This window comes from Ruegeria sp. AG7 (assembly GCF_056541545.1).
Window position 1 is genome coordinate 168,319 of record NZ_JBQFYP010000001.1, and the last position, 23,782, is coordinate 192,100.

The 23,782-nt window shown below is 58.8% G+C and carries 22 protein-coding genes; 7 read left to right on the plus strand and 15 right to left on the minus strand.

Annotated elements, in window-relative coordinates; all coding sequences use genetic code 11:
• Positions 1-20: 20 nt before the first annotated feature.
• Positions 21-716: a CDP-alcohol phosphatidyltransferase family protein gene (locus tag ACR0BF_RS00900; protein ID WP_480494802.1), complete on the plus strand. Its 696-nt coding sequence runs from the start codon at positions 21-23 to the stop codon at positions 714-716.
• Between the two features lie 22 nt (positions 717-738).
• Here the strand turns inward: ACR0BF_RS00900 and ACR0BF_RS00905 are convergent, their stop codons facing one another.
• Positions 739-1,206 (minus strand): hypothetical protein, encoded by a 468-nt coding sequence (locus ACR0BF_RS00905; protein ID WP_480494804.1) that lies wholly within the window; start codon positions 1,204-1,206, stop codon positions 739-741.
• 76 nt (positions 1,207-1,282) lie between these two features.
• A complete protein-coding gene (locus ACR0BF_RS00910; RefSeq protein ID WP_480473747.1) occupies positions 1,283-1,738 on the minus strand; it encodes a methylated-DNA--[protein]-cysteine S-methyltransferase in 456 nt (151 codons plus the stop codon).
• Positions 1,739-1,871: 133 nt separating this feature from the next.
• On the opposite strand from ACR0BF_RS00910, the gene ACR0BF_RS00915 reads away from it, so the two are divergent.
• Positions 1,872-3,842 (plus strand): hypothetical protein, encoded by a 1,971-nt coding sequence (locus ACR0BF_RS00915; protein WP_480624086.1) that lies wholly within the window; start codon positions 1,872-1,874, stop codon positions 3,840-3,842.
• Between the two features lie 42 nt (positions 3,843-3,884).
• Here ACR0BF_RS00915 and ileS read toward each other — a convergent pair whose 3' ends face one another.
• The 8 genes from ileS to ACR0BF_RS00955 form a co-directional block, all read right to left on the minus strand.
• The gene (ileS, locus tag ACR0BF_RS00920; protein ID WP_480624087.1) at positions 3,885-6,797 is read right to left on the minus strand and encodes an isoleucine--tRNA ligase; all 2,913 of its coding nucleotides are present in this window, start codon (positions 6,795-6,797) and stop codon (positions 3,885-3,887) included.
• Positions 6,798-6,961: 164 nt separating this feature from the next.
• Positions 6,962-9,670 (minus strand): DUF2339 domain-containing protein, encoded by a 2,709-nt coding sequence (locus tag ACR0BF_RS00925; protein WP_480624088.1) that lies wholly within the window; start codon positions 9,668-9,670, stop codon positions 6,962-6,964.
• Between the two features lie 80 nt (positions 9,671-9,750).
• A complete protein-coding gene (locus ACR0BF_RS00930; protein ID WP_480624089.1) occupies positions 9,751-10,230 on the minus strand; it encodes a DUF2269 family protein in 480 nt (159 codons plus the stop codon).
• A complete protein-coding gene (locus ACR0BF_RS00935; protein ID WP_480624090.1) occupies positions 10,230-11,546 on the minus strand; it encodes an SDR family oxidoreductase in 1,317 nt (438 codons plus the stop codon). The genes ACR0BF_RS00930 and ACR0BF_RS00935 overlap by 1 nt, the downstream gene beginning before the upstream one ends.
• Before the next feature lie 76 nt (positions 11,547-11,622).
• Positions 11,623-12,333, minus strand: coding sequence for a VIT1/CCC1 transporter family protein (locus ACR0BF_RS00940; RefSeq protein ID WP_480624091.1), 711 nt, complete (start codon positions 12,331-12,333; stop codon positions 11,623-11,625).
• A 60-nt stretch (positions 12,334-12,393) separates the two neighbouring features.
• On the minus strand, positions 12,394-13,383 hold the full coding sequence (locus ACR0BF_RS00945) for a YcjF family protein (protein WP_480605033.1): 990 nt from the start codon (positions 13,381-13,383) through the stop codon (positions 12,394-12,396).
• Positions 13,376-13,831: a GNAT family N-acetyltransferase gene (locus ACR0BF_RS00950; protein WP_480624092.1), complete on the minus strand. Its 456-nt coding sequence runs from the start codon at positions 13,829-13,831 to the stop codon at positions 13,376-13,378. Before ACR0BF_RS00950 ends, ACR0BF_RS00945 begins: the two co-directional genes overlap by 8 nt.
• On the minus strand, positions 13,828-15,243 hold the full coding sequence (locus tag ACR0BF_RS00955; protein WP_480624093.1) for a YcjX family GTP-binding protein: 1,416 nt from the start codon (positions 15,241-15,243) through the stop codon (positions 13,828-13,830). The genes ACR0BF_RS00950 and ACR0BF_RS00955 overlap by 4 nt, the downstream gene beginning before the upstream one ends.
• 107 nt (positions 15,244-15,350) lie before the next feature.
• Here ACR0BF_RS00955 and truA point away from each other — a divergent pair, with 107 nt between their 5' ends.
• Entirely contained in the window at positions 15,351-16,118 is a 768-nt protein-coding gene (truA, locus tag ACR0BF_RS00960) for a tRNA pseudouridine(38-40) synthase TruA (protein ID WP_480518784.1), read from the plus strand.
• A 1-nt stretch (position 16,119) separates the two neighbouring features.
• On the opposite strand, the gene ACR0BF_RS00965 is transcribed toward truA, so the two are convergent.
• From ACR0BF_RS00965 to ACR0BF_RS00975, 3 genes are read right to left on the minus strand one after another with little or no spacing between them, the layout of a single operon-like run.
• Positions 16,120-17,034: a nickel/cobalt transporter gene (locus ACR0BF_RS00965; protein ID WP_480605039.1), complete on the minus strand. Its 915-nt coding sequence runs from the start codon at positions 17,032-17,034 to the stop codon at positions 16,120-16,122.
• A complete protein-coding gene (locus ACR0BF_RS00970; protein WP_480624094.1) occupies positions 17,019-17,693 on the minus strand; it encodes a DUF1007 family protein in 675 nt (224 codons plus the stop codon). Before ACR0BF_RS00970 ends, ACR0BF_RS00965 begins: the two co-directional genes overlap by 16 nt.
• Before the next feature lie 44 nt (positions 17,694-17,737).
• Entirely contained in the window at positions 17,738-18,541 is an 804-nt protein-coding gene (locus tag ACR0BF_RS00975) for a thioesterase family protein (protein ID WP_480483993.1), read from the minus strand.
• Positions 18,542-18,773: 232 nt separating this feature from the next.
• Here ACR0BF_RS00975 and ACR0BF_RS00980 point away from each other — a divergent pair, with 232 nt between their 5' ends.
• On the plus strand, positions 18,774-19,709 hold the full coding sequence (locus tag ACR0BF_RS00980; RefSeq protein WP_480605045.1) for a 2-hydroxyacid dehydrogenase: 936 nt from the start codon (positions 18,774-18,776) through the stop codon (positions 19,707-19,709).
• A gap of 15 nt (positions 19,710-19,724) precedes the next feature.
• Here the strand turns inward: ACR0BF_RS00980 and ACR0BF_RS00985 are convergent, their stop codons facing one another.
• Entirely contained in the window at positions 19,725-20,081 is a 357-nt protein-coding gene (locus ACR0BF_RS00985) for a hypothetical protein (protein WP_480518776.1), read from the minus strand.
• A gap of 176 nt (positions 20,082-20,257) precedes the next feature.
• On the opposite strand from ACR0BF_RS00985, the gene ACR0BF_RS00990 reads away from it, so the two are divergent.
• The 3 genes from ACR0BF_RS00990 (at position 20,258) to ACR0BF_RS01000 (ending at position 22,566) form a co-directional block, all read left to right on the plus strand.
• Positions 20,258-21,091 carry a bifunctional allantoicase/(S)-ureidoglycine aminohydrolase gene (locus tag ACR0BF_RS00990; protein WP_480605047.1) on the plus strand — a complete coding sequence of 278 codons (834 nt, stop codon included), beginning with the start codon at positions 20,258-20,260 and terminating at the stop codon, positions 21,089-21,091.
• 111 nt (positions 21,092-21,202) lie between these two features.
• Entirely contained in the window at positions 21,203-21,526 is a 324-nt protein-coding gene (locus ACR0BF_RS00995) for a hypothetical protein (RefSeq protein WP_480624095.1), read from the plus strand.
• A gap of 53 nt (positions 21,527-21,579) precedes the next feature.
• On the plus strand, positions 21,580-22,566 hold the full coding sequence (locus ACR0BF_RS01000) for a type I glyceraldehyde-3-phosphate dehydrogenase (RefSeq protein WP_480518772.1): 987 nt from the start codon (positions 21,580-21,582) through the stop codon (positions 22,564-22,566).
• Between the two features lie 36 nt (positions 22,567-22,602).
• Here the strand turns inward: ACR0BF_RS01000 and ACR0BF_RS01005 are convergent, their stop codons facing one another.
• Entirely contained in the window at positions 22,603-23,538 is a 936-nt protein-coding gene (locus tag ACR0BF_RS01005) for a LysR family transcriptional regulator (protein WP_480624096.1), read from the minus strand.
• Positions 23,539-23,782 lie beyond the last annotated feature (244 nt).

The window sequence follows — 23,782 nt, forward strand, 5'->3', positions numbered from 1 at the left end:
GCATCGGTCATGACCCTAACATGACACTCAGATTCAAAGCTCTTGCCGTACATCTCTTCACTGCCACAGGTGCTGTTTTCGCAATGCTGGCCATGCTGGCCGCCGTGGAAGAGAAATGGAGCCTAATGTACCTTTGGCTGGTTGTATCTTTCGTTGTTGATGGCATCGACGGTCCGCTGGCGCGGCACTATCACGTCAAAAAGAACGCGCCCGAGTTTGACGGTGTCTTGCTGGATCTGATCATCGATTATCTGACCTATGTGTTCATTCCAGCCTTTGCGCTGTTCAAATCCGGATTGATGGATGGGTGGACTGGCTGGTTCGCAATCATTGTCATCACCTTCGCCAGCGCGATGTATTTCGCGGACACTCGCATGAAAACCAAGGACAATTCCTTTTCCGGCTTTCCTGGATGCTGGAACATGTTCGTTGTCGTGATCTTCGCGCTTGAACCCAATTTCTGGATCATCCTGCTGCTGGTCACACTGCTGTCGCTTGCGATGTTTCTACCTTTGAAGTTCGTTCACCCCGTGCGCACCGAACGCTGGCGCAGTCTGACCTTGCCGGTCGCCCTTGCATGGACGTTCTTTGCGGGCTGGGCCGCGTGGGTCGATTTTCATCCCGAAAGCTGGGCACACTGGGGTCTGGTCATCGCCAGCCTGTACCTGACATTTGCGGGTATCGCACAACAGGTCATTCCGCAGCGCCGTACCTGACACGAGCGCTGCCGGACCGGGTTTAAAGAACGTCCTGAACCTCAAATTCAGTACCGTTATGGGTAAAGACGTCACCCGCTCGCAGACCGGCCATGGCCAGATAGATCGGGCTTTGCGTCGAAATCCCCATATATGTATCTCCACCCACCTCAAACCGGGTCGTCGAAACACAGACGACAAAGCTGCGGTTGTTGAACCTGATCACCGATCCCGGCTTGACTGTATCTGTCAGCCCAAAATCGGTATTCTCGATCACATCGATCTTGGCATGATGCGCATGGACAGGCGCGTCAAACGCAGCCGCCAGATCGGCATTTTCGCGCGATGCGGCTATGTCATCCTTGTCGTGGCCTTCCCGGTCGTCCAGTCGGGCATCCTTCAGAAACGCATCGTAATGGGCCTGCGCCGTTGCAAGCTCCTCCGCCTCAAGCGACATCAACCGGTCGATAATGGCCTTCTTCTGGGCTGCGCGATCATTTTCAGTGCTCATTCAATGCGATCCTTCAAATTCAGCAACTGATATAAGTTGTGCTTCCCAGAACCGGATTGCAACCGAATTTCGAGGCTCAGATCAAAAGACCCGCCGCCCGTTCATGCCGCAGCAGTGCAACCTTTGTCTCGATCCCGCCGCACCCGGAAAACCCGCCTAGCCCATTGGCGGCCAGCACTCGGTGGCAGGGAATAATAACGGGGATCGGGTTTGCCCCGCAGGCCTGACCGACCGGTTGCGCCGGTTGCCCCAACGCCTTGGCGATATCCCCGTAGGTGCGCGTTTCCCCAAGGGGAATGGCATACATGAGATCACAGACCTGCCTTTGAAACTGCGATCCATGAATGCGGTAGGGCAGATCGAAGCGGTCAAGCCGACCAGCGTCATAGGCCATCAACTGCGCCGCCGCCTCGCGCAGCAGAGCGGTCGGTTCGCCCTCGTCCTCGCCGTCCCAGACCAGCCGCGTGAGGGCGCCATCGGTTTCCTCGATCCCGAGTCTTCCGAACTGAGTTTCAACTGCAATCATCGCCATGGGATGACGGTTTCAGATCAATCCTCCAAGTTCAAGTGGCGAAGCCATGGGGGCTGCGCGACGCGCGGATTTTGTGAATTGCGGTAATCATGTTAGCCTACTTGCATTGTAAAAAAGAGTTTTGGAGCATGAGATGGGTCGTCATTTGATCCTGACGGTTCATGGAATTGGCGAACAAATACCCGGTGAGACCGTCGATCAGGTCGTCGGGGCCGCGACAACCTGGCTGGATGGCTATCCCGAACCGCCGATTGAGGTTCAGCGCGGGATGATCGAGCTGGCCGAGACAACCTTCGACGGCACCCCCCGAAGCGCGACATTGTTCCCGGTCAACCTGCGCAAGGTGACGAAATCGTCAGCACCGCAGGACGAGGCCATGTTTGCCGAAGTTTTCTGGGCAGATCGCTCACCCGCCCCGAAAGGTGTCATTAAGACAGCGTTGGACCTGATCTGGGTTGTTCTCGCACTGGGTTATCTGGCGATGGACAATGCCGAACAAACGCATAGCCGCGCGGATGTGGCCTCGGACCAAGCCAACGGCAGGAACACTTTGGCCGCGCGGCTGGTTCACCTTTTTACCTGGGTTTTCTTCGGTGCAGTCGCGACCCTGAATGCCTACCTTCTGATCGGAGCGCTCGCCGTGATGGTCGATCGCGTTCCCGGGATCTTCTTTCAAAGCACGATCCTGCTTTTCTGGCTCTTGTTCACGCTTTACGCCGGAGGGGCCGCATACGGACTAAGGCGCAGCTTTAAAGCCCCGACTTATCTGAGGCGCGTATTCTGGCGCGGCATTTTCGGGATGGGGTTCTTGCTGCTGATCTGCCTGATCATAGGTCCGCTTGGTCTGGAAATCCGGGCCTGCACACCCTTGCCGGGCAGCCCAGCCTGCCCTTCGGCGCTGGAGCAGTTTGTGGCTTTTCAGGTCTACCTGCTGGCGATTTTCTGGGCTTCACTGATCTTCATGACAATCATTTTGTACGTGCTTTCTGCGACCAGGCTTGATGAAAAGGTTCAGGCAGACAATCTGAAAGAACACAGACGGCTGTATCCCAGCATATGTGCCGGGATGTTGGTGTTCTGGATGTTCTTTATATCCGGGTTGTGGCTTATGCTGCGGGAAATGCTCAACACGATTCCGGGGCTTTCGGATGGAAAACTGACCGGTCTGTTTGACAATTTTTTCAGCGATTCCATCGAAACGCTCAGCGTTGCCTTTGCGGCAATTGTCCTTCTTGTGTTTGTCGGTGTTGGCCTGTTTGCCGGTCGCAGAAGGTTGAAAGCAAACCTGCATGTCCGCGACGGGCTGATCAGCCGCGCCATCCTCAATCGTTTTGCACAATGGGTTTTTTTGTTCGGTGCAATCACACTGGCCCTAGTCGCAATCCGAGAGATCGCGATGAGCCAGCACGTCGATCCCCTGTGCCAGATCGGAACGGACAATTGCAACGTGATTGGCCTGGTTTTGAACAAGCTGGCAAGCAAACAGGGCGAGATTGGCCTGATCGTCCTGGGTGCAACAGCATTGATGTACCGCTTTTCCGATTTTGTCGCGGCAGGGCTGGGCGTGGCAAGAGACATCGTCACCTATGCCATTCGCGACAAGTGCTTTCTGAAAGCGGGCCTTAAAACCAGGCTGCGCAATTATCCGGATCGCAAGGCGATTGATGAACGGTTTTACCGTGCGCTGCATTACGTGGTGGATATCTTTGCCGCGGACCACATCACGGTGATCTCACATTCACAAGGCACCGTGATTGCTACACAGATGCTGGCTGATCCACGCGTGCAAAAGCTGATTGACGGGCGCACCCTGACGCTGATCACGATGGGCTGTCCTGTGACCCATATCTATCAGCGCTATTTTCCGGAGATGTTCACAGTTGTTCCCAAAAACCTGAACGCCGCATGGTTCAACATCTTCCGGCAGGATGACTTTGTAGGGACCGAGATTGAAGGCGGGCTGATATCCGTAAATCGCAACATCCCGGTCGATCCTGGTGGGCACACTGGATATTTCACGGATTATCAGGTCTGGAAGGCCCTGAAGGACCCAGCCATTGGCTTTGACCTGTTTAATCCGACACCGCAGTCCGTGCAGACGTGAAACGAAAAACGCCCCCTCGGAAGATCGAGAGGGCGGTTTCCATCAGCTTAGCGCTTCATCGCAGCGTCGGCAAACTCCGGCGTGGGCGTGGCGGCCCACGTCAGGAAGGATTTTCCAACAGCGCTGACACTTCTCGCCTTCGGCCTTCTCGAACACGACGGCAACGCCTTCGATTTCGGGTACGCGGAACGCTTCGGCCGGGGCCGGGTCGCCGGTCACAGTCAGGCCTGACGTGATGCACAGATCGTCCACGTCAAAGGTCACCAGCAGATCAAGGGTTTCACTGTCCTCAACATGCACAATCGGAGCTGCTTCGAGGCTGGAGCCGATCACCTTGTCCTGACGCTGGATCTCAAGCGCGGCCGTCACTGCACGGCGTACACGGCGCACTTTGGCAACAGCCTCTTCCAGTTCGGCAAAACGCCAATCCGCAGGCGTTTCCGGGAAGTCGACCAAATGGACCGAGCTATCTTCGCCCGGAAAGCGCTCCAACCAGACCTCTTCCATGGTGAAAACCAGAACCGGTGCAAGCCACGTGGTCAGGCGATGGAACAGGATATCCAAGACCGTCCGCGCGGCACGACGGCGCGGCGTGTCGCCGTCACAATAAAGTGCATCCTTGCGAACGTCGAAGTAGAAGGACGACAGATCAACCGTGGCAAACGTAAAGACCGCGCTGAATACGCCCTGGAAATCGAAAGACGCATAGCCCTTGCGAACCTGCTCATCCAGATCGGCCAGCCGGCTGAGCACCCAGCGTTCCAGACGCGGCATGTCTTCGGGCGCAACGCGGTCGGCCTCGATGAAATCCGCCAGCGAGCCCAGCATAAACCGCATAGTGTTGCGCAAACGGCGATAGCTGTCGGCGGTGCCTTTCAGGATCTCCGGCCCGATCCGCTGGTCGGCCGTGTAGTCGGTCTGTGCCACCCAAAGGCGCAGGATATCGGCGCCGTACTGCTTGACGACCTCTTCCGGTACGATGGTGTTTCCCAGCGACTTGGACATCTTGTTGCCCTTGGCATCCAGCGTGAAACCATGGGTCACGACGTTGCGATAAGGCGCGCGGCCTTTGGTGCCGCAGGCCTGCAACATGGATGAATGGAACCAACCACGGTGCTGGTCGGTGCCTTCCATGTAGACGTCGGCGATACCGTCCTCGGTCCCATCTTCGCGGTCGCGCAGAACAAAGGCGTGGGTCGAGCCCGAGTCGAACCACACATCCAGCACGTCAAACACCTGATCGTAGTCATCGGGGTTGGCTATGCCGTCAAGGATTTTCTCCTTGAACCCGTCGGTGTACCAGATATCCGCGCCGTCTTTCTCGAACGCCGCCTTGATACGCGCGTTGAGGTCTGCGTTGCGAAGCAGGTAATCCGCATCGGTGGGCAAGGCACCTTTCTTGGTGAAACAGGTCAGCGGCACGCCCCAGGCACGCTGGCGGGACAGAACCCAGTCCGGGCGCGCTTCGATCATCGAATAGAGGCGGTTACGGCCGGTCTGCGGCGTCCACTTGACCAGTTCGTCGATCGAGCGAAGCGCACGTTCGCGGATGGTGTCCCCCATCTCACCCATGCCGTCATCCAGCTTGCGGTCAACGGATGCAAACCACTGCGGCGTGTTGCGATAGATGATCGGCGCTTTCGAGCGCCACGAATGCGGATAGCTGTGCTTGATCTTGCCACGCGCCAGCAACCCGCCGACCTCGGCCAGCTTGTCGATGACGGCTTTGTTCGCGTCACCCTCACCGCCCTTGCGGGACAGGATGTATTTGCCACCAAAGAACGGCAGATCGGCACGGAACGAACCATCATCCATCACATTGTAGGTGATGACCTGCTCCAACATGCCCAGATCGCGATAGAGTTCGAATTCCTCCATCCCGTGCGAGGGCGCGCAGTGAACGAAGCCTGTTCCTTCGGTGTCGGTTACAAAGTCGGCAGCGCGGAAGTCGCGGACATCGTCCCATTCGCCATTGCCACCTTCGGCACCGGCCAGCGGGTGGGTCAGTTGCAGACCTTCAAGCTCGTCAGTGGCGACATCACGTACGCGGGTCCACTGATCGTCGTTCAAACGGGCACGACCCAACACATCTGCGGCCAGTTTGTCAGCCAGCAGGAACCTGTCACCCACATTAGCCCAGCATTCCTCAGGCGCGCCGGTGACTTCGTACAGACCGTAAGAGATGTCTTTGCCATACACGACTGCCTTGTTCGACGGCATGGTCCAAGGTGTCGTCGTCCAGATCACGACGAATGCATCATCCAGATTACCCGCGTTCACGACCTTGAACTTCACCCAGATGTTAAAGCTTTCCTTGTCATGATACTCGACCTCGGCTTCGGCCAGCGCTGTCTTCTCGATGGGCGACCACATCACGGGTTTCGAGCCCTGATACAGCGTGCCGTTCATCAGGAATTTCATGAATTCGTCAGCAATCACGGCCTCGGCATGGAAGTCCATGGTGATGTAGGGATCAGGCCAGTTGCCGGTGATGCCCAGACGTTTGAACTCTTCCCGCTGGATGTCGATCCAGCCTTCGGCGAAGTTGCGGCATTCCTGACGGAAGTCGACGATGTTCACCTCGTCCTTGTTCTTGCCCTTCTTGCGGTACTGTTCTTCGATCTTCCATTCGATCGGCAGGCCGTGGCAGTCCCAACCGGGCACGTAACGCGCGTCAAAGCCCATCATCTGATGGGAGCGCACGATCATGTCCTTGATCGTCTTGTTCAGCGCGTGGCCGATATGCAGGTGGCCGTTCGCATAGGGGGGGCCGTCGTGCAGAGTAAAGGGTTTGCGGCCCGTTTTCTCGCGCAAGCGGTCATAGACACCGATGGTCTCCCACCGCTCCAACCATGCGGGTTCGCGTGCGGGCAGGCCCGCACGCATGGGAAAATCGGTTTTTGGCAGGTTCAGCGTGTCTTTATAGTCAGGCGTTTGAATCGTGTCGGCGCACATTTTGAGCGTCCTTTGGATGATCTGGTCGTACTTGGATCGAAGCGGTCGGTGCGAGTTCTCAAACACCTTTGCCCGGCGTCTCAGAGGGTCAGAGCGCCGGGGATATAATTCGAATAATGATGGCCGTCCGGTCATACATGGCCGCGCTTATAAGACGCCTGCCTTCAATGGTCCAGAGGTTCCGGCCCATGCGGCGAATGGCGCAGCTTGGCCCAGCGATTCAGCCATGCCAGACCAGCGAGCCCAAGCCCCAGCGCCAGCAGTGAAAACACCCGGATCAGCCCACCCAGACCGGCAATATCGATCAGGAAGACCTTGGCCACCGCCAGCCCAATCACCACCAGCCCCGCCTTGCGCATCGCATCCGAACCACGTGCCAGAGATTGGTAGAACAGCACCGCCCCGACCAGCAGCAGAACAAGGGTATATGTATAAAGCTCGGGCTGCGTGACGCCGTTGCCTTCAAACATGCCTGCTGCTCCCTGCCATACATGGCGGATGGTCAACCCAAACCACACGGCAATCAACGCGCCCGTAATGGCGTAGCTTGCCAGCCTGATCTGCTTTGGCATGTCCCTGATCCGCCAGGCCGAGAATCCAATGGTCAGTGCAGGCACCAGATAAGCAAGGACAAGGGTGTTCAGAATCGGTGGGCCAAGCACCGGGTCGGCGTTGGGGTTCAACAACGGGTTTTGTTCGGTCAACGCCAAGGTCAGACGGAACAAGCCATGACCGGCAAAGAACGCCGCCAACGCGTACCGGGCATAATTCAGCTTGCCGCCCAGCCCAAACCTCTGAACCTGAGCAAAGGCCAGCAGCAGCCAGATGACCGCCAGCAGGCCCAGACCCCAATGGCTGTTGTCGGCCCCGCCTTCACCGAAACCTTCAAGCCACCGCAGTAGCAACAGGGACAGCAGAATGCCGCCCGTCGCCCATGCCGCGCTTTCCAGCAGCAGTGCTGCAACCGGCCGCTGCAAGGGACGCAACAGCCACCAGCCAGCCACGAAACCCAATGTGGCCGCGCCATAAACCATCGCCATTTCGGACACCGGGGCCGCGTTGGCCCAGTCCAGACCCGGGTCAAGCACCAAGCGCACGGTGACGGCGAAGACACCGGCCCAGATAAACCAACTCATCTGCGGCAAGGTGAATCTGCGATCCAACGCTGCTGCTGCGACGACGCTGGCCACCAGCGCAATCGTCAGCGCGGCCGAGCTGAGCACGATGACGCAGGCAAAGACCAGACAGGACAGCGCCGACAACGTGGCCAGAGCAGCCCGCATCCGGTCATCGCCGTCGGCGCGACCAAAACGCCCGGCCAGAAACACCATCAGAACTGCCAGGACAATCGCGTGTAGGGCCCAGGCGTACGCACCGATAACCGTGGCGGGATGCCAGCCCAATTCCAAAGCGATGGCCAGCGCTGGTGCAAAAATGACAGCCCACCCGGCCCAGATTGCACGATACTGGTTTACCCTGAATGACCGCCATGCCATCAAAATCGACATGAGCGCGCCCAAAGCAACCAGCACGGTGGCCACCATCGGAAAGTCGGCCTCGGGCGTCTCGGCATAGGTGTCGGCGAAACTGCGCTGAACCGCGCCGTATTCCAGCCCGTGAGCCGCCACAAAAAACACAAGGCCCGTCGCAGGTAGCACGGTCAGATCCTGAAGGGCTGGCGCATCCTTGGCCCACAAAAGCAGCGCCAGAAGCAGGGCGGACAGCAGGCAGACACCCAGCCAGAATTCAGCTGCTGAGTCTGCCCAATGCCAGGACAGGATCGCGGCACTGGCCGCAATCGCTCCGGCGGCGAGCCGAGTTGGAACCTCGGGCCACGGGCGGGTTCCGGGGGTGCGGATTACCTGAGACATCATACGCCCTGCATGATTCGGCCAAACGCGCCGCACCGGAATGGCTGTTGCCAGAAGCGCCAGCACTGTTGTCGCAACCAGATACCCCGGTACCGTATTCGGTGCGCCACTTATCAAAAGCAGGTTTGCCGCATAAACGCCGACCAACGTCAGAACAGAAATCCATGCCCAGCGCCGCACCGTGTCGATACCCAGCCCCAAAACGGCAACCAAAAGAAAATAGGCATAGAGCCACGAAGGATCGTCAGATGCGCCCCCAACCAAAAAGGGTGCGGCAAAAGCTCCGATCAGTCCAACCGCAGCCAGCAGCGGGCCGTGGAACCACCCCAGAACAAGACCAACAAGCGCGATGACAACCATACCTGCCAAAGCTGTCTCGGCCCCGATCAGGCCATAGAGCTGCCGCGCAGACAAGATGGCCCCGAACAAGGTGACAAGACCGGCCCCGGAAAAGACCGATGGCAAATAGGCAGTGGCCACCGCTTCGTCATCCCCGAACCTGCGGCGCAGAACCTCGCCCCCGACAATCAAAGCCGAACCAAAACCAAGAGCGGCGAAAACGCGGGCCACCGGAGGTAACAATCCGTTCTCAACGCCATATTGCACGAGGAAAATACCGGCCAATGCCAGCGACAGGGCCGAGACAGCGTAAAACCAGTTCTCACGCAGCCACGCGCCCAGCGCGGCAAACCGGTCATGGCGAAATACAATTGCAGGCGTAGCGGCGTCGGTGTCTACATCTTCGGCGCTTTCGTCTTCCTGTCGCTTTGGCGCGGCCCACGGCCCTGGGCTTTGAACCTGTTCCTCTGCCACAGGTTGCGGTGACGGTGCATCTTGTTCCGGTTGCAGCGATGCCGGTGCATCACGCGACACCAACGCATTGATCTGCGCTTCCAGTTGTTCGACCCGGCGACGCAATCGGGAATGCCCGACCAGAAGAGCAATCAATGTCACCGGGATGGCCAGAACAACCAGGCCAATAAGAACAAGCAGCGTTTCCAACCGAGTCTCTCCGATCCGTAATTTCGGCCAAGCTATCTTGTGCTGTCGGTCAGCAACAGTCAGTAAAGCCGTGAGAAAGTCTAAAGCACAGAAATCGCCGGGCGGGCGATCATCAGCCAAAGGATGGTCAAAACCGCCAGAAACGCAGGAACCCCGCAGGTGAACCAGAACCGAAACAAGCGGTAATACTCCGATGGCAGTTGCGTTCCCTGCTCTGCCGCCGTTCGCGCGTAGTCCCGCAACCGGATTTGGACCCAAACCACCGGCAACCAGAACAGGCCCGTCAAACCATAAAGCACCAGAGACAACACAATCCATCCTTCACCCAAATGCCACCCGATCTGCCAGGCAAGCAGCGCTCCGGTCACCGGTTGCAGGATGACAGCGGTCGTGGTGAACAGAAGGTCACCCAGCACCACCGTACCCGCCGTATGGGCGATGACGCGCGGGTCGTTTGTCCGGTGCGCGATCAGCATGAAAAAGGCGATCCCTGCCCCGGTTCCCAGCAGCACACATGCACCGATGACGTGCAGCCATCGCAAAATCAGTTCAGGGTCCATCATCGGCTCTCAAACAAGGGCAGCGCCACAAGCGACAGGATCATCGCGGGCAGGATTTTCACCAGCGGCCCCAGCGGGTCCAACCACAAGTCCGGCATCGTGATCGAAGCGGCGATCAGGTAGAACACGGCCACGGTTAACTGCGCCACACAGGCCCGCGCCGCCCATGGGCGCCACAGGATGGCCAGACCCAGCGCTATGTCGATCAGGGACCAGAACACAACGCTGGTCACCGCCATGGCGGATGACCACCCTGCTTCGACCAGCATGCCAGAAGCCGTGGATAAACCCGCCAAACCAAACAGGCCCGACAGCAACCAGAACAGGCTGAGTGTTGCAACGATCAACGGCATCAACAGCGTCATCCGAGCGGTCAACCGATGCTCGCGCGCGCAAGGCAGCTTGGCGTAGACATCAGGCAAGGCGGCAATCCCGCGCCCGGCCGCTGCACGATAGTGGCCGGGGTCGCCATCCACGCCATCCGCCATGACCGTCATCGCCGTGCTGCGCAGCGGAGACCGCCAACCCAACCGGGCCAGACAGTCCGCCATGGACGCAACGGCTTTTGTCAGGACAGGCGGCAGGACCAAATGAAAGCGCGCGGCAGGAAACCCGAGCCACTGCCGCGTGCAGCGCACCACGTCCGACAAACTATGCGGGATATCCTCGACCAGATCGTAATTACCCTGCGGTAGGTGACCGGCAACGACAGCAATCACGACGTCACACAGATCGGGCATCCCGATGCATTGAACGGGTGTATCGGGGTAAGCCAGCGGTTGAACAAAAGGCACGGCAGCCAGCATTCGCAGCAACGCCGTTCCCCCATAATCCGTTTGCCCGATAACTAGCCCCGGCTTCAGGATCCAAAGTGTTACGCCCGATGCACGTAAAGCGGCATCTCCGCGTGCCTTGCTGCGCAGGAAATGCGTGCTCGCATCCGGCTCTGCCCCGATTGCCGAGATCTGAACAACGCTGATGCCATCTTTAGCGCAGGCCTCTGCAAGGGCTGTGATTGCTGTATGGTGCACCGCTTCAAGGTTGTCCTGCGCGTTATCCTGCAAAACCCCCGCGCAATTCACCACGACATCGACGTTGGCCAGCAGGTCCTGCCAGTCTTCCTTGTGCAACAGATCTCGCAAATCGCCCTGTTTCAGCGACACCCCCGGCAGGACCTTTGCCCCTTGCTCAGGATTGCGCCCCATGCCCTGAACCGTGGCACCTGCGGCTGACACTGCCCGCGTGACGGCGGCGCCGATGAAGCCATAAGCACCCAGAACCAAAACGTTCTTTCCAGAAAGCTCGTGATCTGCCATTAGCCTTTGCACCCGTTTTGCGCCACTCTACCTATCCGGGAAGCTTTGACCAGTCGCGACCACCGAGCTGCGACATTTATGGATGGAACAGAGACCCGACGAGATACGCGATCAGTGCCGCCGAACCACCGATCAACAGCGTTTCGAAACCTGATTGCCACCAAGCCGCCAACGACCACCGGCTTTTGAATGCTCCAATCGCAAAGAAAACCCCCAACGTCATCCAGATCGACATCTCAAAAGCGTTCTCCACCGACGCTAAAAACGGCAGCAGCGGGATCATCCCGGCCACAAGAAACGCGAAAAACGTGGCCAACGCGGCTTTCATCGGATGCGGGTCTACACTGCCCAGCCCATATTCACCCTCGATCATCAGGTTGACCCAATGTTCGTGGCTCGACGTGATCGCGGCGGTGGCTTCGTTCAGAATTTCCCCTGACAACCCTTTTTGTGACAGAATTTCACGGACCTCCTCGCGCTCGCCGTCGGGGTAGAGTGCGATGTGGCGTTCCTCGATCGCCCGAATGCGCCGTATGTTGTCCAGTTCGGCCTTGGTGCCCGAATAGTTACCTGCGGCCATGGAAAATCCGTCTGCCAGAACGTTTGCCAGACCAAGCGCCACGATGACAAACGGGGAAAGACCCGCCCCCGCGACACCGGCGACAATGGCAAACGTAGTGACGGAACCGTCAATGCCGCCATACACAACGTCGCGCAACACGCCACGCCCGGGCGGAGCATTGATCCGGTCGGCGATTTCCTGCGGACTGTGACCGTGATCCGTCATGGCTAGCTCCTTTTTCACAGGCAGAGTGCCGAAGGGAGTGTTCTGACGCTTTGCTCTGGATCAACCCTTGGAGAATAGACCCTGCAAGGCTCGCTTGATGATGCCCCGCATGGAGGGTTTGTGGCGTTTTGAGAATGGTAACGGGCGGCAGACTTCCATCGCGGCCACGCCCACTCGGGCGCTGAGCGCACCGTTGACCAGACCTTCTCCGAACCGTCGGGACAATTTGCTGAGAACGGATCCGCCAAGAACAGGTTCCAGCAGATCGTCACCAACGGCCACCGCCCCAGTTGCGACCAGATGCACAAAGACGGCACGCGTCAGACGCCAGCTTCCCAACGTGCCAGCCCGCCCCCCGTAGATTTCCGCAATGCGACGGATCATCCGAAGGGACGCAGCCAGTGCCGTTACAACATCCGCCAGTGCCAGAGGGACCAGAGCGGTCACGGTGGCAACCTGCCGTGCTGCGGCCTCAACCTCACGGCTGGCGGCGGCGTCGAGCTGGGCCAACAGCTCATCCTCGGCAAGGTTTAAAAGCGCCTCGGCATCGAACTGTTCATCCATACGCTCGGACAATCGCTCGCGACCCCAGCGGGTATCCTCGCGCCCTTTGTAGAATGCGATAATCCGGTGTGTGACGGCCCGCGCCTGAGCCAGGTTTTCATCAGCCAGTGCAGTATCTGCAGCACGGCGCATCCCATCAACACGGGACAACCGCCCCAAAGCCGCGAGCTCGCGCAGCGCGATGATCACCACCACCAGAACCAATGCAGCCAACAGTCCGGCAACGATCCAACCCAATACGGGCGTCCGCTCCACCAGAGAGGTTGCAAAATCCCAGGCAGCCACCGATATGGCCGCCCCGACCACCGAAAGCGCAAGCCCCCAGAACCAGCGCGCAAGGACTGAGGGTTTGCGGGCCGCCAGCCGGGCCGCGCTTTGCATCGCCTGCCCTTCAGGCGGCACAATATCCGGCACCGGTATTGCCTGCGCGACATCAGCAGCGGGTTCATCATCGTCAAGATCGATCAGAACCGGACCTTTAGCCATTTGTCGTATCCCTGCAGTGCCAGACAAACCTTATGTCCGGCAGGTTTTCATCGTTTTCCGCCCCATCGCTGCGTGCCACTTCGGCAAAGCCGTTTCGCTCATAGAACCGACAGGCACGAGAGTTTCCTTGAAACGCGTACAAGCCCAGCCGCCGCTGGCTTGCTTTCGCGTGATCCAGCAATTGCTGACCGATCCCCTGCCCCCGAGCTTGCGCATCCAGATAAAGTGAATGGATTTCACCACCATTCAGCGCCAGAAACCCGACCACACCTGTCTCTGCCTCGGCCACAGTGACCCAATCCTGATCAATCATCCGGCCGCAAAAGGCGATGGTTTCAGCACAGCTGTGCAGTTTGGGCATCCAGTCGTTTTCCAAGGCGAAGCCGTGCAGGATCGTACCGATTGTACCGGCATCTGTGGTGCGTGCGGGGCGCAGTGTCGCGATCACAATCTGTCTCCGATCAGAAACTGCGCCGCACGATCCAGTCGGATATGCGGAGGGCCGTCACCGGGTTTCAGGGTTAGTTTTGCCGGGGCAAAGGCCATGAACCCATAGTCTTCGTTCAACCAACTCTCCGCTCCATTTCGCGCCGGACCCAACAGATGCGCCGGATCCTCGGGCAAGTCTCCGGGATAGAAAGCGGCCTGTTTGCCGCTGTCCAACAAAGTACCACGCACGCATGGCAGATCGGTTCCGTCGTGGCTGCGTATCTCTTCGGTCGTTGCACGCAGCGATGCTAGAGACAGGGCCGCGGTCCGGGCCCCGGCGAAATTCGCACGATCGCGCGCCTCGCGCGTCAAAGCCTCGATAATCGCGGTCAGGCGGGGATGTTGCCTGTGGTGCAGGTGGTCCGCTTTTGTCGCTGCAAACAGGATGCGTTCGACCTTTTTGCCCAGCAAAAGCTGGCTCAGCCATGCGTTCCGGCCCGGACGAAAAGCCGACAGGATATCGGCCATCGCGCGGCGCATATCTTCAACGGCCTGAGGACCCTTGTGAATTGCGCTCAGCGCGTCAACCAGAACCACCTGCCGATCAATCCGCGAGAAGTGATCCCGAAAAAACGGTTTCACGACCTGAGATTTATAAGCTTCAAACCGCCGTTCCATCTCGCGCTGAAGGGTCCTGCGCCGCGACGAGCCAGTGATTGCCAGCGGTGCAAAGGTCAGCACCGGAGATCCCGCCAGATCGCCCGGCAGAAGGAAACGTCCCGGCGTACAGTCGTAAAACCCGGCATCGCGCGCTGCGTTGAGATAGGCGGTGAACGACGCGGCCAGAGCTTGTGCGGCAGGTTCGTCGTGCCCTACCGACGGGTCTGTATTTTGGACCAGCGCCAGATACGCGGCAGCCTCCGCACGGGTCTCGATCCGTGCCAGAGTTTCCTGAGACCAGTCTGCGTAAGATTTGTCCAGCAAGGCCAGATCCAGCAGCCATTCGCCGGGGTAATCGACGATATCCAAATGGACCGTGCGCGGCCCTTGCAACCCGGCAAGCAGCCCGGCGGGACGGGCCTTGAAGGACAAACGCAATTCAGACACCGCACGCGTGCTGTCTGGCCAGTGCGGTGTCGGTCCCGTCAGGGCAGACAGGTGCGATTCATAATCGAACCGGGGCACAGTGTCATCCGGCTGGGGTTGCAGAAAGGCGGCATTGATCCGCCCCTCCTGCTGCGCAACAAGCCCGGTCATACGGCCCCGATCCAACAGATTGGCAACCAACGAAGTGATGAATACTGTTTTGCCGGATCGTGCCAGCCCGGTGACACCCAAACGGATGACCGGCTCGAAAAATGTCTCGGACACGCTGTCGCCGATACTTTCGACGCCACGCGCAAGACTGTCTGCCAGTGAAGAGATGACCAATCCGCCGCCCCGCAATTTTCCTTTTACCCAAGATAGGTAGCGGTCGCGGCACATACCAGCGCTTTCGCCCCCTTGCCCGATCCTGCGCTGCGCTGTACCAGCGGCACATGCCCAGATATGCGTTGAAAGTTGAATACCAGGGGGAGCCGTTTGCCGGATGGCAGCGGCAAAAGGATCAACCATCCGTGCAAGGTGCCATCGAACAGGCGCTTTCCCGAATTCAGCCGGGCGGCCACACAATTGCCGCAGCAGGGCGCACAGACGCCGGTGTTCACGCTCTGGGGCAGGTTGCCCATTGCGACATGGCAATGGAATGGGACCCGTTTCGCCTGTCTGAGGCGCTGAACTATCATCTCAAGCCTCTTCCAGTGGCTATCGTTAAGGCCGCCCCAGTGGCCGAGGATTGGCACGCGCGGTTTTCAGCGGTTGAACGGCAATATCTGTTCCGCATCCTGATGCGCCGTGCGCCTGCAACCCACGACCGGGGACAGGTCTGGCAGATTAGCCACCAGTTGGATGTTGACGCCATGCAGGAAGGGGCAAACATGCTGCTGGGCCGGCATGATTTCACCACCTTTCGGTCCTCCATCTGTCAGGCGGCCAGCCCGGTCAAAACCCTTGATGAACTGCGCGTTGAACGGGTCGAGGGCTTTTCCGGCCCCGAGGTTCATTTCCACGTGCGCGCCCGGTCGTTCCTGCACAATCAGGTGCGCAGTTTCGTTGGCACTCTGGAACGTGTCGGGGCGGGAGCGTGGACCCCGGACAACGTGCGTGAGGCTTTGGAAGCCACCGACCGCGCTGCCTGCGGGCCGGTATGTCCGCCGCAGGGGCTTTATCTGGCGCGGGTCGGATACCCGGAACCGGTGTTCGACTGATCTAAACCGCGCGCAGAAGCAACCCGCCGGCAATCACCGCAATTGTAAGTCCTGCCACCAGTTCGATGCTGGGTGCCAAAATCGACGCAAAGCGCGTGGCCGAAGCCGAAGCCAGCAGCCCGCCGCGCAGACCAAAAGACGTCCACCCGACCAGCGTAGTCACAGTCGCCGTGCCAAGCGCCATGGCAAAAGCACCCGCGATCCCCACCATGGCGATGCCCATTTGCCACGTCAGGATCAGTACAAACAAGGCACCGGTACAAGGCCGTGCAGCTATGCCTGCGATCAGGATCAGGGCTTCGCGCAATGTGCCGACATTCGCAACCTCGTCCGCGGTTGGACCATGACGATGACCGCACTCCGCGCAGTCTCCGTCATCATGATGGTGCTGATGGGTGTGATCGTTAGGGACATGCTTTTTTCGTTGTCGTGCGAAATTGCGCACAGACCGTACAACCAACCAAAGCCCAATCAACGCAATGGCTCCGTAGCTGATCGGAGCCATCACCTGTTCGGTCGTCCCAACAAGGCTTTCGCGGGACATCTGAAAGACCAGCACCCCCGCGTAGACCAGCACAACCGCCATCACCGCCTGTCCAAAACTGGACAATACGCTAATCGCCGACAACCGCCAGAAGGCAACACGCCGACCCAAACCGTAGCCCCCGATCAAAACCTTCCCGTGGCCCGGACCCACGGCATGAAAGAACCCGTAGGCGAAACAGACAGTCAGAAGCGTGGCCACCGCCTGAGGCTGTTCCGCACGCGCGGCACGCAAGGACCGCGCGATCTGGTTCTGAAAGTCCCGCTGCTCTCCGGCTGCCCAACTTGCCAGGCTGTCAAACCCACCACTGCCCCAGAACCAAAGCAGCAAACCAAAGGCCAGAGCGACCGGAACAATCAGGAAACGGGACATGAAACGAGGATCTCAGTCGCAAAGTTCTCACCAACCAATGGAATATCGTTTTCCTCCAGGTCGTAATCCGCGTCCAGTGTCAACAGAAACGCCTGCATCTGTGCAAGCTGCCCGTCTATGTCGGGATCGTTACGATCCACCCGGCATAAAGCCGGGCCCGTCACGGTTACAGGGCGCGTAATCTCGTAGGCCGTATAGAAGGACTCATCAAATGCCTTGGCGGAAAGCCCTATGGCAGGTATCGCGTCGCCTTCGACCGCGCGCATATGGGTGGTCACGACCCGCCCATCTTCCGTTGTCGCACTGGGCTCCATTGGACCGGACAGTGCAACCAGCGCTCCGTCTTTGGTGAGCACGAAGTCGCCGTTATACCCCTCGACCCATTGCATATCGAACCCGCTCAGACGTTCTTCTTCGCTTTTCGTCAAAATGCCGTCAGCATCCTGATCCAAATTCATGTCTTCCAGAACAAGCAGAGAGTAGAATTCGTCATATGCCCAAGTCACCCGGATATGGGTCAGGTGACCGGCCTCATCCACGATGAATTCCAGCCCGGTGTCGATAAAGACATGCGGGTGGGATAGTGCCGGGATCGGCAGGCAACAGGTCATGACAGTGAACAGCCAGCGCATATGCGCAATATAGGTCTGAAGGGACACGGCGACAACGGCCTTTACACACACATGCGGAAACTGGCCGACCTTCAGACTGGCGGGAACAGCACAAGTGTTTGCAGAGCGGTTCCTACAGGACCCTGCGTGTCGAAAAGCACGGACTGAGACATGCCGATGCCCGTAGGTTGCCAATGTGAAACCGAACGGGACGCCAGCCAATCTGACACCGGTTCGCGGTGGATATTCACGGTCAGATCGGTGTTCATGAACCCCATTTCCGACGTCGGAGCATTCCACGAGATTCCATTGCCGCAATCCGCCAACGGGCACAGTGCCTGAATGGGCGACTGATCTTCGCCGCTCAACAGCTTTGGGGTGCGCATCCAGACCGTTTTGGGTCCGGCCCCCTGTTTGCCGTCTTTGGGATAAAGGATGTCACTGTAGTGGGCAAACCCCTTCAAATCATGACGAATCTCGCCGATTGGAAAAGGACCTTCTACCGCGTCTTCCAACTGTGGCGCGCTGGTTTCGACGTTTGCCACCACGCCTAGATCGCGCCGCACCAGATGCATGGTGGTGGCCGTGGCGCAGAGTGTGTCATCCAGATCATGCACCGTAACCCGTGTGGTCGCCAGCGTCTTGGTATGGCGCGTGGTTTCTGCGGCAACCCGCAACCCGGCCAAGGGCAGAGGGCGCAACAGGTCAACTGTCAGGCGGGTCAGCATCTTTTCGGGGCCAACCTCAGTTTCCGCTGCCCGCACTATCAACCCGCTGACCGGCCCTGCGTGGCAATGATCGGCAGACCACGGACCGCGTGCAGGATCATGTCCTACAAACGCCCCATCCTCGCGCTGATGAAAATAGGTCTGATCCGTGAAGTCGAGCCCTGCCATCAGTCCCCTCTGGTCATTCGCTGCGTTGTGTGCCTCGGCTCACTCATACCGGTAACCGATTGCGATGTAACGTGGTTTCCCCGGTGCGCGGTGAGTGGTATCTTCACGAAACTGTCCTTTTCGGGTTTTGAAACCGGGCTGTACTTTTAGGCACGAGGATGGCTTAACAGACCTGATCCTGTCCACCGCTGTGACGGGACGTCACCACATCAATTCCAAGTGGGGTTCGCATATGGCGTTGTTGATTGAAACCGGGCTGTCGGACTGGATTGGGGATGAGGAAATCGCCGCCACTTTACAGGCCCTGGCGCCTGGTGCCGACATCCGCACACCCGAAACGCTGGGCGACCCCAACGACATTACGATGCTGGCGGTAGTCAGCATGCAAAGCAATCACCCGACGAAGCTGCCCAACCTGAAACTGGTTCAGAAGCTGGGGGCCGGGGTTGAGACCATAGTTGGCCATCCGGACCTGCCTCCGCATATCCGTGTGGCGCGATTGAAGCCAGACGCGCCTGCGCAGGGCATTGCCGAATGGTTTCTCGCCTATATTCTGCGCGCTCAGCGCCACATGGTCTTTCACGAGGCATCCCAGAGGCGCGCCGAGTGGTTGCCGCGCGCGCCCGTTTTCACACCTGATACGGTTGTGGGCGTTCTGGGTCTGGGCCATATCGGAGCCCGCACTGCCCGCATGTTACGTGCCGTCGGGTTTCAGGTCATGGGCTGGAGCCGCTCACCAAAGTCCATCGATGGTGTCACCTGCCAGCATGGGCAAGACGCGCTGCCACGGCTATTGGGGCAATGTGATCACGTCTGTGCCATCCTGCCTTCGACGCCGCAAACCGTGGGTCTGTTTGACGCACAGACGCTGGCCGCGATGAAGCCGGGCAGTCAGTTGCTGAACGCCGGACGCGGAAACCTGATTGACGAGGCGGCACTGATCGCGGCGCTGGATAACGGTTCTCCGGGCCATGCGGTGTTGGACGTCACATCACAGGAACCGCTGCCGAAGGACAGCCCCTTGTGGCGGCACCCCGCTGTGACGATCACACCGCACGTCTCGGGCTGGTATCTGGGCGATGCACTGTCGGATGTGGCCGAGAACTACCACAGGCTCAAATCCGGCGATCCCCTGCTGCACGAAGTCAGCCGGGACCTCGGGTACTGATAGCCAAGTCAGAGATCAGGGTGTCAGGATCCAGTTTCCGTTACCGTCATTACACCGGCGGGTTCTGATTTCTCGGCTTTGATCGCTGCCTTCCGGCTGGATGACATGCTGAAGGCCGACGCAGTTGCCCTGAACGTTTTGCACCCGGATCGTTCCTTTTGAGCCGGTCTCGTCGTTTTGCCAGGACCGTTCCTGCCCTACAGAGGGCGTGCCATTGTTCAAAAGCGCATTCGAGGTTTCACTAACCACTTCAAAGTCTGCCGGGGACAGCCCCATCTCAGCTATGATTCGGGAGAGTGACTTGGCGTCGGCGGAACCGGTCATCAAAAGGGCGCCACACGCGGCAATGATGGGTAACAACTGGGCTTTCATAGGGGCCTCACAGAACTGAAATTATTTGTGACCAAGGATATACCTCTGTTTCAGCAGGGCCAAGCCCCGGGGCGCCGACCTTCAAAATATCCCGAACAAACCTATCGCGCGTCAGGACCTAATAGCGCCGCGCCTTTGTGCCCATAGTGCCATTCAAACGATCCCGAGGCACACAAATGACCCATCCGACCTACTTCGCCCCGACCGGCGGCCATCCCGGCCAGAACCAGTTGCTGACCGACCGCGCCATGTTCACCGACGCGTATGCGGTCATTCCCAAAGGTACGATGCGCGACATCGTCACCAGCTATCTGCCGTTCTGGGAAGGAACACGCCTGTGGGTTCTTTCACGCCCGCTCAGCGGATTTGCCGAAACGTTCTCGCAATACATCATGGAAGTGCAGCCCGGCGGCGGCAGCGATCAGCCAGAGACAGACGCGCAAGCTCAGGCGGTGCTTTTTGTCGTCGAAGGAACAGTGACTTTGACACTGAACTCGGAAAACCATGTGTTGGAGACAGGCGGTTATGCCTATATCCCCGTCGGCAGCGACTGGACATTGCGGAACACTGGTCAGACGGCAGCGCGGTTCCACTGGGTCCGCAAAGCCTATGAGGCTGTTCCCGGGTTGCCCGCGCCAGACCCGATCATCACCAACGAACGCGATGTGACGCCAGTCGAAATGCCGGGCACCGAAGGCCGATGGTCCACCACGCGGTTCGCAGACCCACAGGACCTGCGCCATGACATGCATGTGAACATTGTCAATTTCGAACCGGGCGGGGTCATTCCCTTCGCCGAAACTCATGTGATGGAACACGGGCTTTATGTTCTGGAAGGGAAAGCGGTCTATCGCCTCAATCAGGACTGGGTCGAAGTTGAGGCCGGAGATTACATGTGGCTGCGCGCCTTTTGCCCGCAAGCCTGTTACGCAGGGGGGCCGGGTCGATTCAGGTATCTGCTTTACAAGGACGTCAACCGGCATATGCCCCTGTCCCTGTCGCACCGCTAAACGCTGGTCTGGCTGGAAATCGCAGTGATTTTTTATCCCAGGGCTTCACACAAGGGTCGGAATTTGCTGAACTCCAGGTAAATTCTTGTTTAGAGCATTGGAGATTTGTCCATGAAACTGCGCCTTGCCCTGATAGCCGTTGCCGTACTCTCTACCTCTGCAATCCTACACACTGCACCCGCCATTGCGGGGGAAGAGACCAAATCCGTCTTCGTCATGAGCCGTAACTGGGCTGTGACACAGGTCGCTGACGCACCGGTCATTTATCGCGCCACACGCGACAACAACAACCTGAACCCGTTCGGCCCGCCCCCACGCCTTCGCACGACGCAAGCTATTGCTGCCATTCAACAAGCGACGGGCTGCAAGGTGATCTTCAACAGCATGTACCAGAATATCTCGGGTCAGTTCTTTTCTCAGGTCAGTTGCAAGTAAGCTGTTGCGGATCAGGCATTGAGGTCGCCCCGACGCCCTGCCATAGCTTGCGCATGAAACTCGCGATAAACGGATTCGGCCGCATTGGCCGCACGATCCTGCGGCAGGTTCTGGCCCTGCCCGAAGGGTCGGATATCGAGCTGGTGTTGATCAATGACATCGCGCCGCTGGAGACCTGCGCTTACCTGTTCAAATACGACAGCACCTTCGGCCCTTATCCCGGCGATGTGTCACAGGGGGATGAAACGCTGATCGTGGACGGGCGCTCTGTTCCTATGACCCACAGTGCCGATCTGACACGCGTTGACCTGTCCGGCGTTGACGTGATGCTGGACTGTACCGGGGTCGCGCGCACATCCGACGTGGCGCGTCGCGGGTTATCTGCGGGCGCTAGCAAGGTCCTGATCTCGGGCCCTTCGCCCGCGGCCGACATAACCGTCGTTCTGGGGGCGAACGAAGATCAGTTGGGCAGCGCCCGGATCGTATCGAACGCCTCCTGCACAACCAATGGGCTGGCACCGCTGGTTAAAGTGCTGGACCACATTGGTGGTGTTTTGTCAGGCCATATGACAACCATCCATTGCTATACAAACAGCCAGCCCATGGTTGACGCCCCGCGCGGCGACCTTGCCCGGTCGCGGGCCGGTGCGCTGTCCATGGTTCCGACAACGTCCAGCGCCACACACCTGATCGACGTGGTCCTTCCACATCTGGCCGGGCGCATCTCGGGTGCCGCAGTTCGCGTCCCGACAGCCAGCGTTTCGGCGGTCGACCTCGTGGTCACGCTGGAACGCGGTATGCGGGCCGAGGATTTCGATCATGCTTTGCGTCAGGCTGTTGTCGAGTCACCGGTTTTGGGTTGGACGGATATGCCGCTGGTGTCCTCCGATTTGCGGGCGCGCCCGGAATCGCTGGTCATCGCCGGGCCCGAAACCCGCATGGTCGGTGAAAATCAGGTGCGCGTTTTCGGCTGGTACGACAACGAATGGGGCTTTTCGGCCCGCATGCTGGACGTGGCTCGCCTGATGGCCGCGCCGTGACCGGACTTAGCTTCGTGCACAGCGTCGGGTCGGTGCCTATGGTTTAGGCCCCGCGATAGGGTATTCTGTAACGCGGACTACCTTACTGATCCGTTCAATCATGAAATCCATGAACAGGCGTGCCTTTGGATCCTGATGGCGTCGATGCGTGTATAGGCAGGCCATCTGAACTGGAACAGGCGGAGTTTCCGTCGCAACCGGTACGAGGCGACCGGATTTCAGATGCTCGGCCACCTCGAAAACCGGCTTCATTGCAATGCCTTGACCGGACAACGCCCAATCCGTCAGGACATCCCCATCATCACATTCGAACCGCCCGGACACGGCAAAACGTTTCGGACCATCGGGCGTTTTCAGCATCCACTGAAACTCGGTCGCACCCGGAAAGCGCAGATTCAGGCATTCATGCTTGTCGGCAATCAGGTCAGCTCCGGTTTTAGGCATACCGCGCCGCGCCACATAATCCGGCGCAGTACACAATACACGCTGGCAGTCGGCAATCTTGCGAATACGCAACGTGCTGTCCTCGGGCTGGCCAATGAAAAACGCCAGATCAAGACCTTCCGTCGTCAGGTCAACCGAGCGATCCGTCAGGCGCAAGCGGACATCAATATCGGGGTATTCTGCAAGAAATTCAGGCACATGCGGTGCCAGCAATCGCCGCCCCACCCCCAGTGGAGACGCCACGAACAACGACCCGCGCGGTGCCTCGGTCAGATGCGTGACCTGAGCCTCGGCCTCGTCCACCGCATCCAGAACCGCCACCGCACCGGGGTAGAATGCTTTTCCCTGCTCTGTCGGGGACAGGTTACGTGTGGTGCGCTGGAACAGACGTACACCCAGATGGTCCTCAAGCTGCGATATTCGCGCCGATGTCACCGCTGGCGAAATCCTCAGATCTCGCCCGGCCGCAGACATGCTGCCCAGATCGTAAACCCTGACAAAGGTTCGGATGTTGTCGAGATAGGACATTTTTTCGGTTTTTTTGATACCAGTTGACAATATATTGGGAATACCGAAGAACCGCCCGTTTGCCTAGTGAATTACACAGGGCCGAAGCCAAGGACCGGCCAGGACATTGGTTGTATACGGTTGGCTTTGGCCCGGACTGCGGCAATTCCGGTCTGCCAATCGAGGTGCGGCAAAGCGATTGTGTCAGCAAAGGCCGGGACAATTCGACCAAAATTTCCCGATCCCGCGTTTATCCCTTTTCCCA

What these genes read in the sequence shown, in the direction of transcription:
- ACR0BF_RS00900 (WP_480494802.1), top strand. Translation starts at nt 21, where the DNA reads ATGACACTCAGATTCAAAGCTCTTGCCGTACATCTCTTCACTGCCACA.
- ACR0BF_RS00905 (WP_480494804.1), bottom strand. Translation starts at nt 1,206, where the DNA reads ATGAGCACTGAAAATGATCGCGCAGCCCAGAAGAAGGCCATTATCGAC.
- ACR0BF_RS00910 (WP_480473747.1), bottom strand. Translation starts at nt 1,738, where the DNA reads ATGGCGATGATTGCAGTTGAAACTCAGTTCGGAAGACTCGGGATCGAG.
- ACR0BF_RS00915 (WP_480624086.1), top strand. Translation starts at nt 1,872, where the DNA reads ATGGGTCGTCATTTGATCCTGACGGTTCATGGAATTGGCGAACAAATA.
- ileS (WP_480624087.1), bottom strand. Translation starts at nt 6,797, where the DNA reads ATGTGCGCCGACACGATTCAAACGCCTGACTATAAAGACACGCTGAAC.
- ACR0BF_RS00930 (WP_480624089.1), bottom strand. Translation starts at nt 10,230, where the DNA reads ATGGACCCTGAACTGATTTTGCGATGGCTGCACGTCATCGGTGCATGT.
- ACR0BF_RS00935 (WP_480624090.1), bottom strand. Translation starts at nt 11,546, where the DNA reads ATGGCAGATCACGAGCTTTCTGGAAAGAACGTTTTGGTTCTGGGTGCT.
- ACR0BF_RS00940 (WP_480624091.1), bottom strand. Translation starts at nt 12,333, where the DNA reads ATGACGGATCACGGTCACAGTCCGCAGGAAATCGCCGACCGGATCAAT.
- ACR0BF_RS00945 (WP_480605033.1), bottom strand. Translation starts at nt 13,383, where the DNA reads ATGGCTAAAGGTCCGGTTCTGATCGATCTTGACGATGATGAACCCGCT.
- truA (WP_480518784.1), top strand. Translation starts at nt 15,351, where the DNA reads ATGCCCAGATATGCGTTGAAAGTTGAATACCAGGGGGAGCCGTTTGCC.
- ACR0BF_RS00965 (WP_480605039.1), bottom strand. Translation starts at nt 17,034, where the DNA reads ATGTCCCGTTTCCTGATTGTTCCGGTCGCTCTGGCCTTTGGTTTGCTG.
- ACR0BF_RS00975 (WP_480483993.1), bottom strand. Translation starts at nt 18,541, where the DNA reads ATGGCAGGGCTCGACTTCACGGATCAGACCTATTTTCATCAGCGCGAG.
- ACR0BF_RS00980 (WP_480605045.1), top strand. Translation starts at nt 18,774, where the DNA reads ATGGCGTTGTTGATTGAAACCGGGCTGTCGGACTGGATTGGGGATGAG.
- ACR0BF_RS00985 (WP_480518776.1), bottom strand. Translation starts at nt 20,081, where the DNA reads ATGAAAGCCCAGTTGTTACCCATCATTGCCGCGTGTGGCGCCCTTTTG.
- ACR0BF_RS00990 (WP_480605047.1), top strand. Translation starts at nt 20,258, where the DNA reads ATGACCCATCCGACCTACTTCGCCCCGACCGGCGGCCATCCCGGCCAG.
- ACR0BF_RS00995 (WP_480624095.1), top strand. Translation starts at nt 21,203, where the DNA reads ATGAAACTGCGCCTTGCCCTGATAGCCGTTGCCGTACTCTCTACCTCT.
- ACR0BF_RS01000 (WP_480518772.1), top strand. Translation starts at nt 21,580, where the DNA reads ATGAAACTCGCGATAAACGGATTCGGCCGCATTGGCCGCACGATCCTG.
- ACR0BF_RS01005 (WP_480624096.1), bottom strand. Translation starts at nt 23,538, where the DNA reads ATGTCCTATCTCGACAACATCCGAACCTTTGTCAGGGTTTACGATCTG.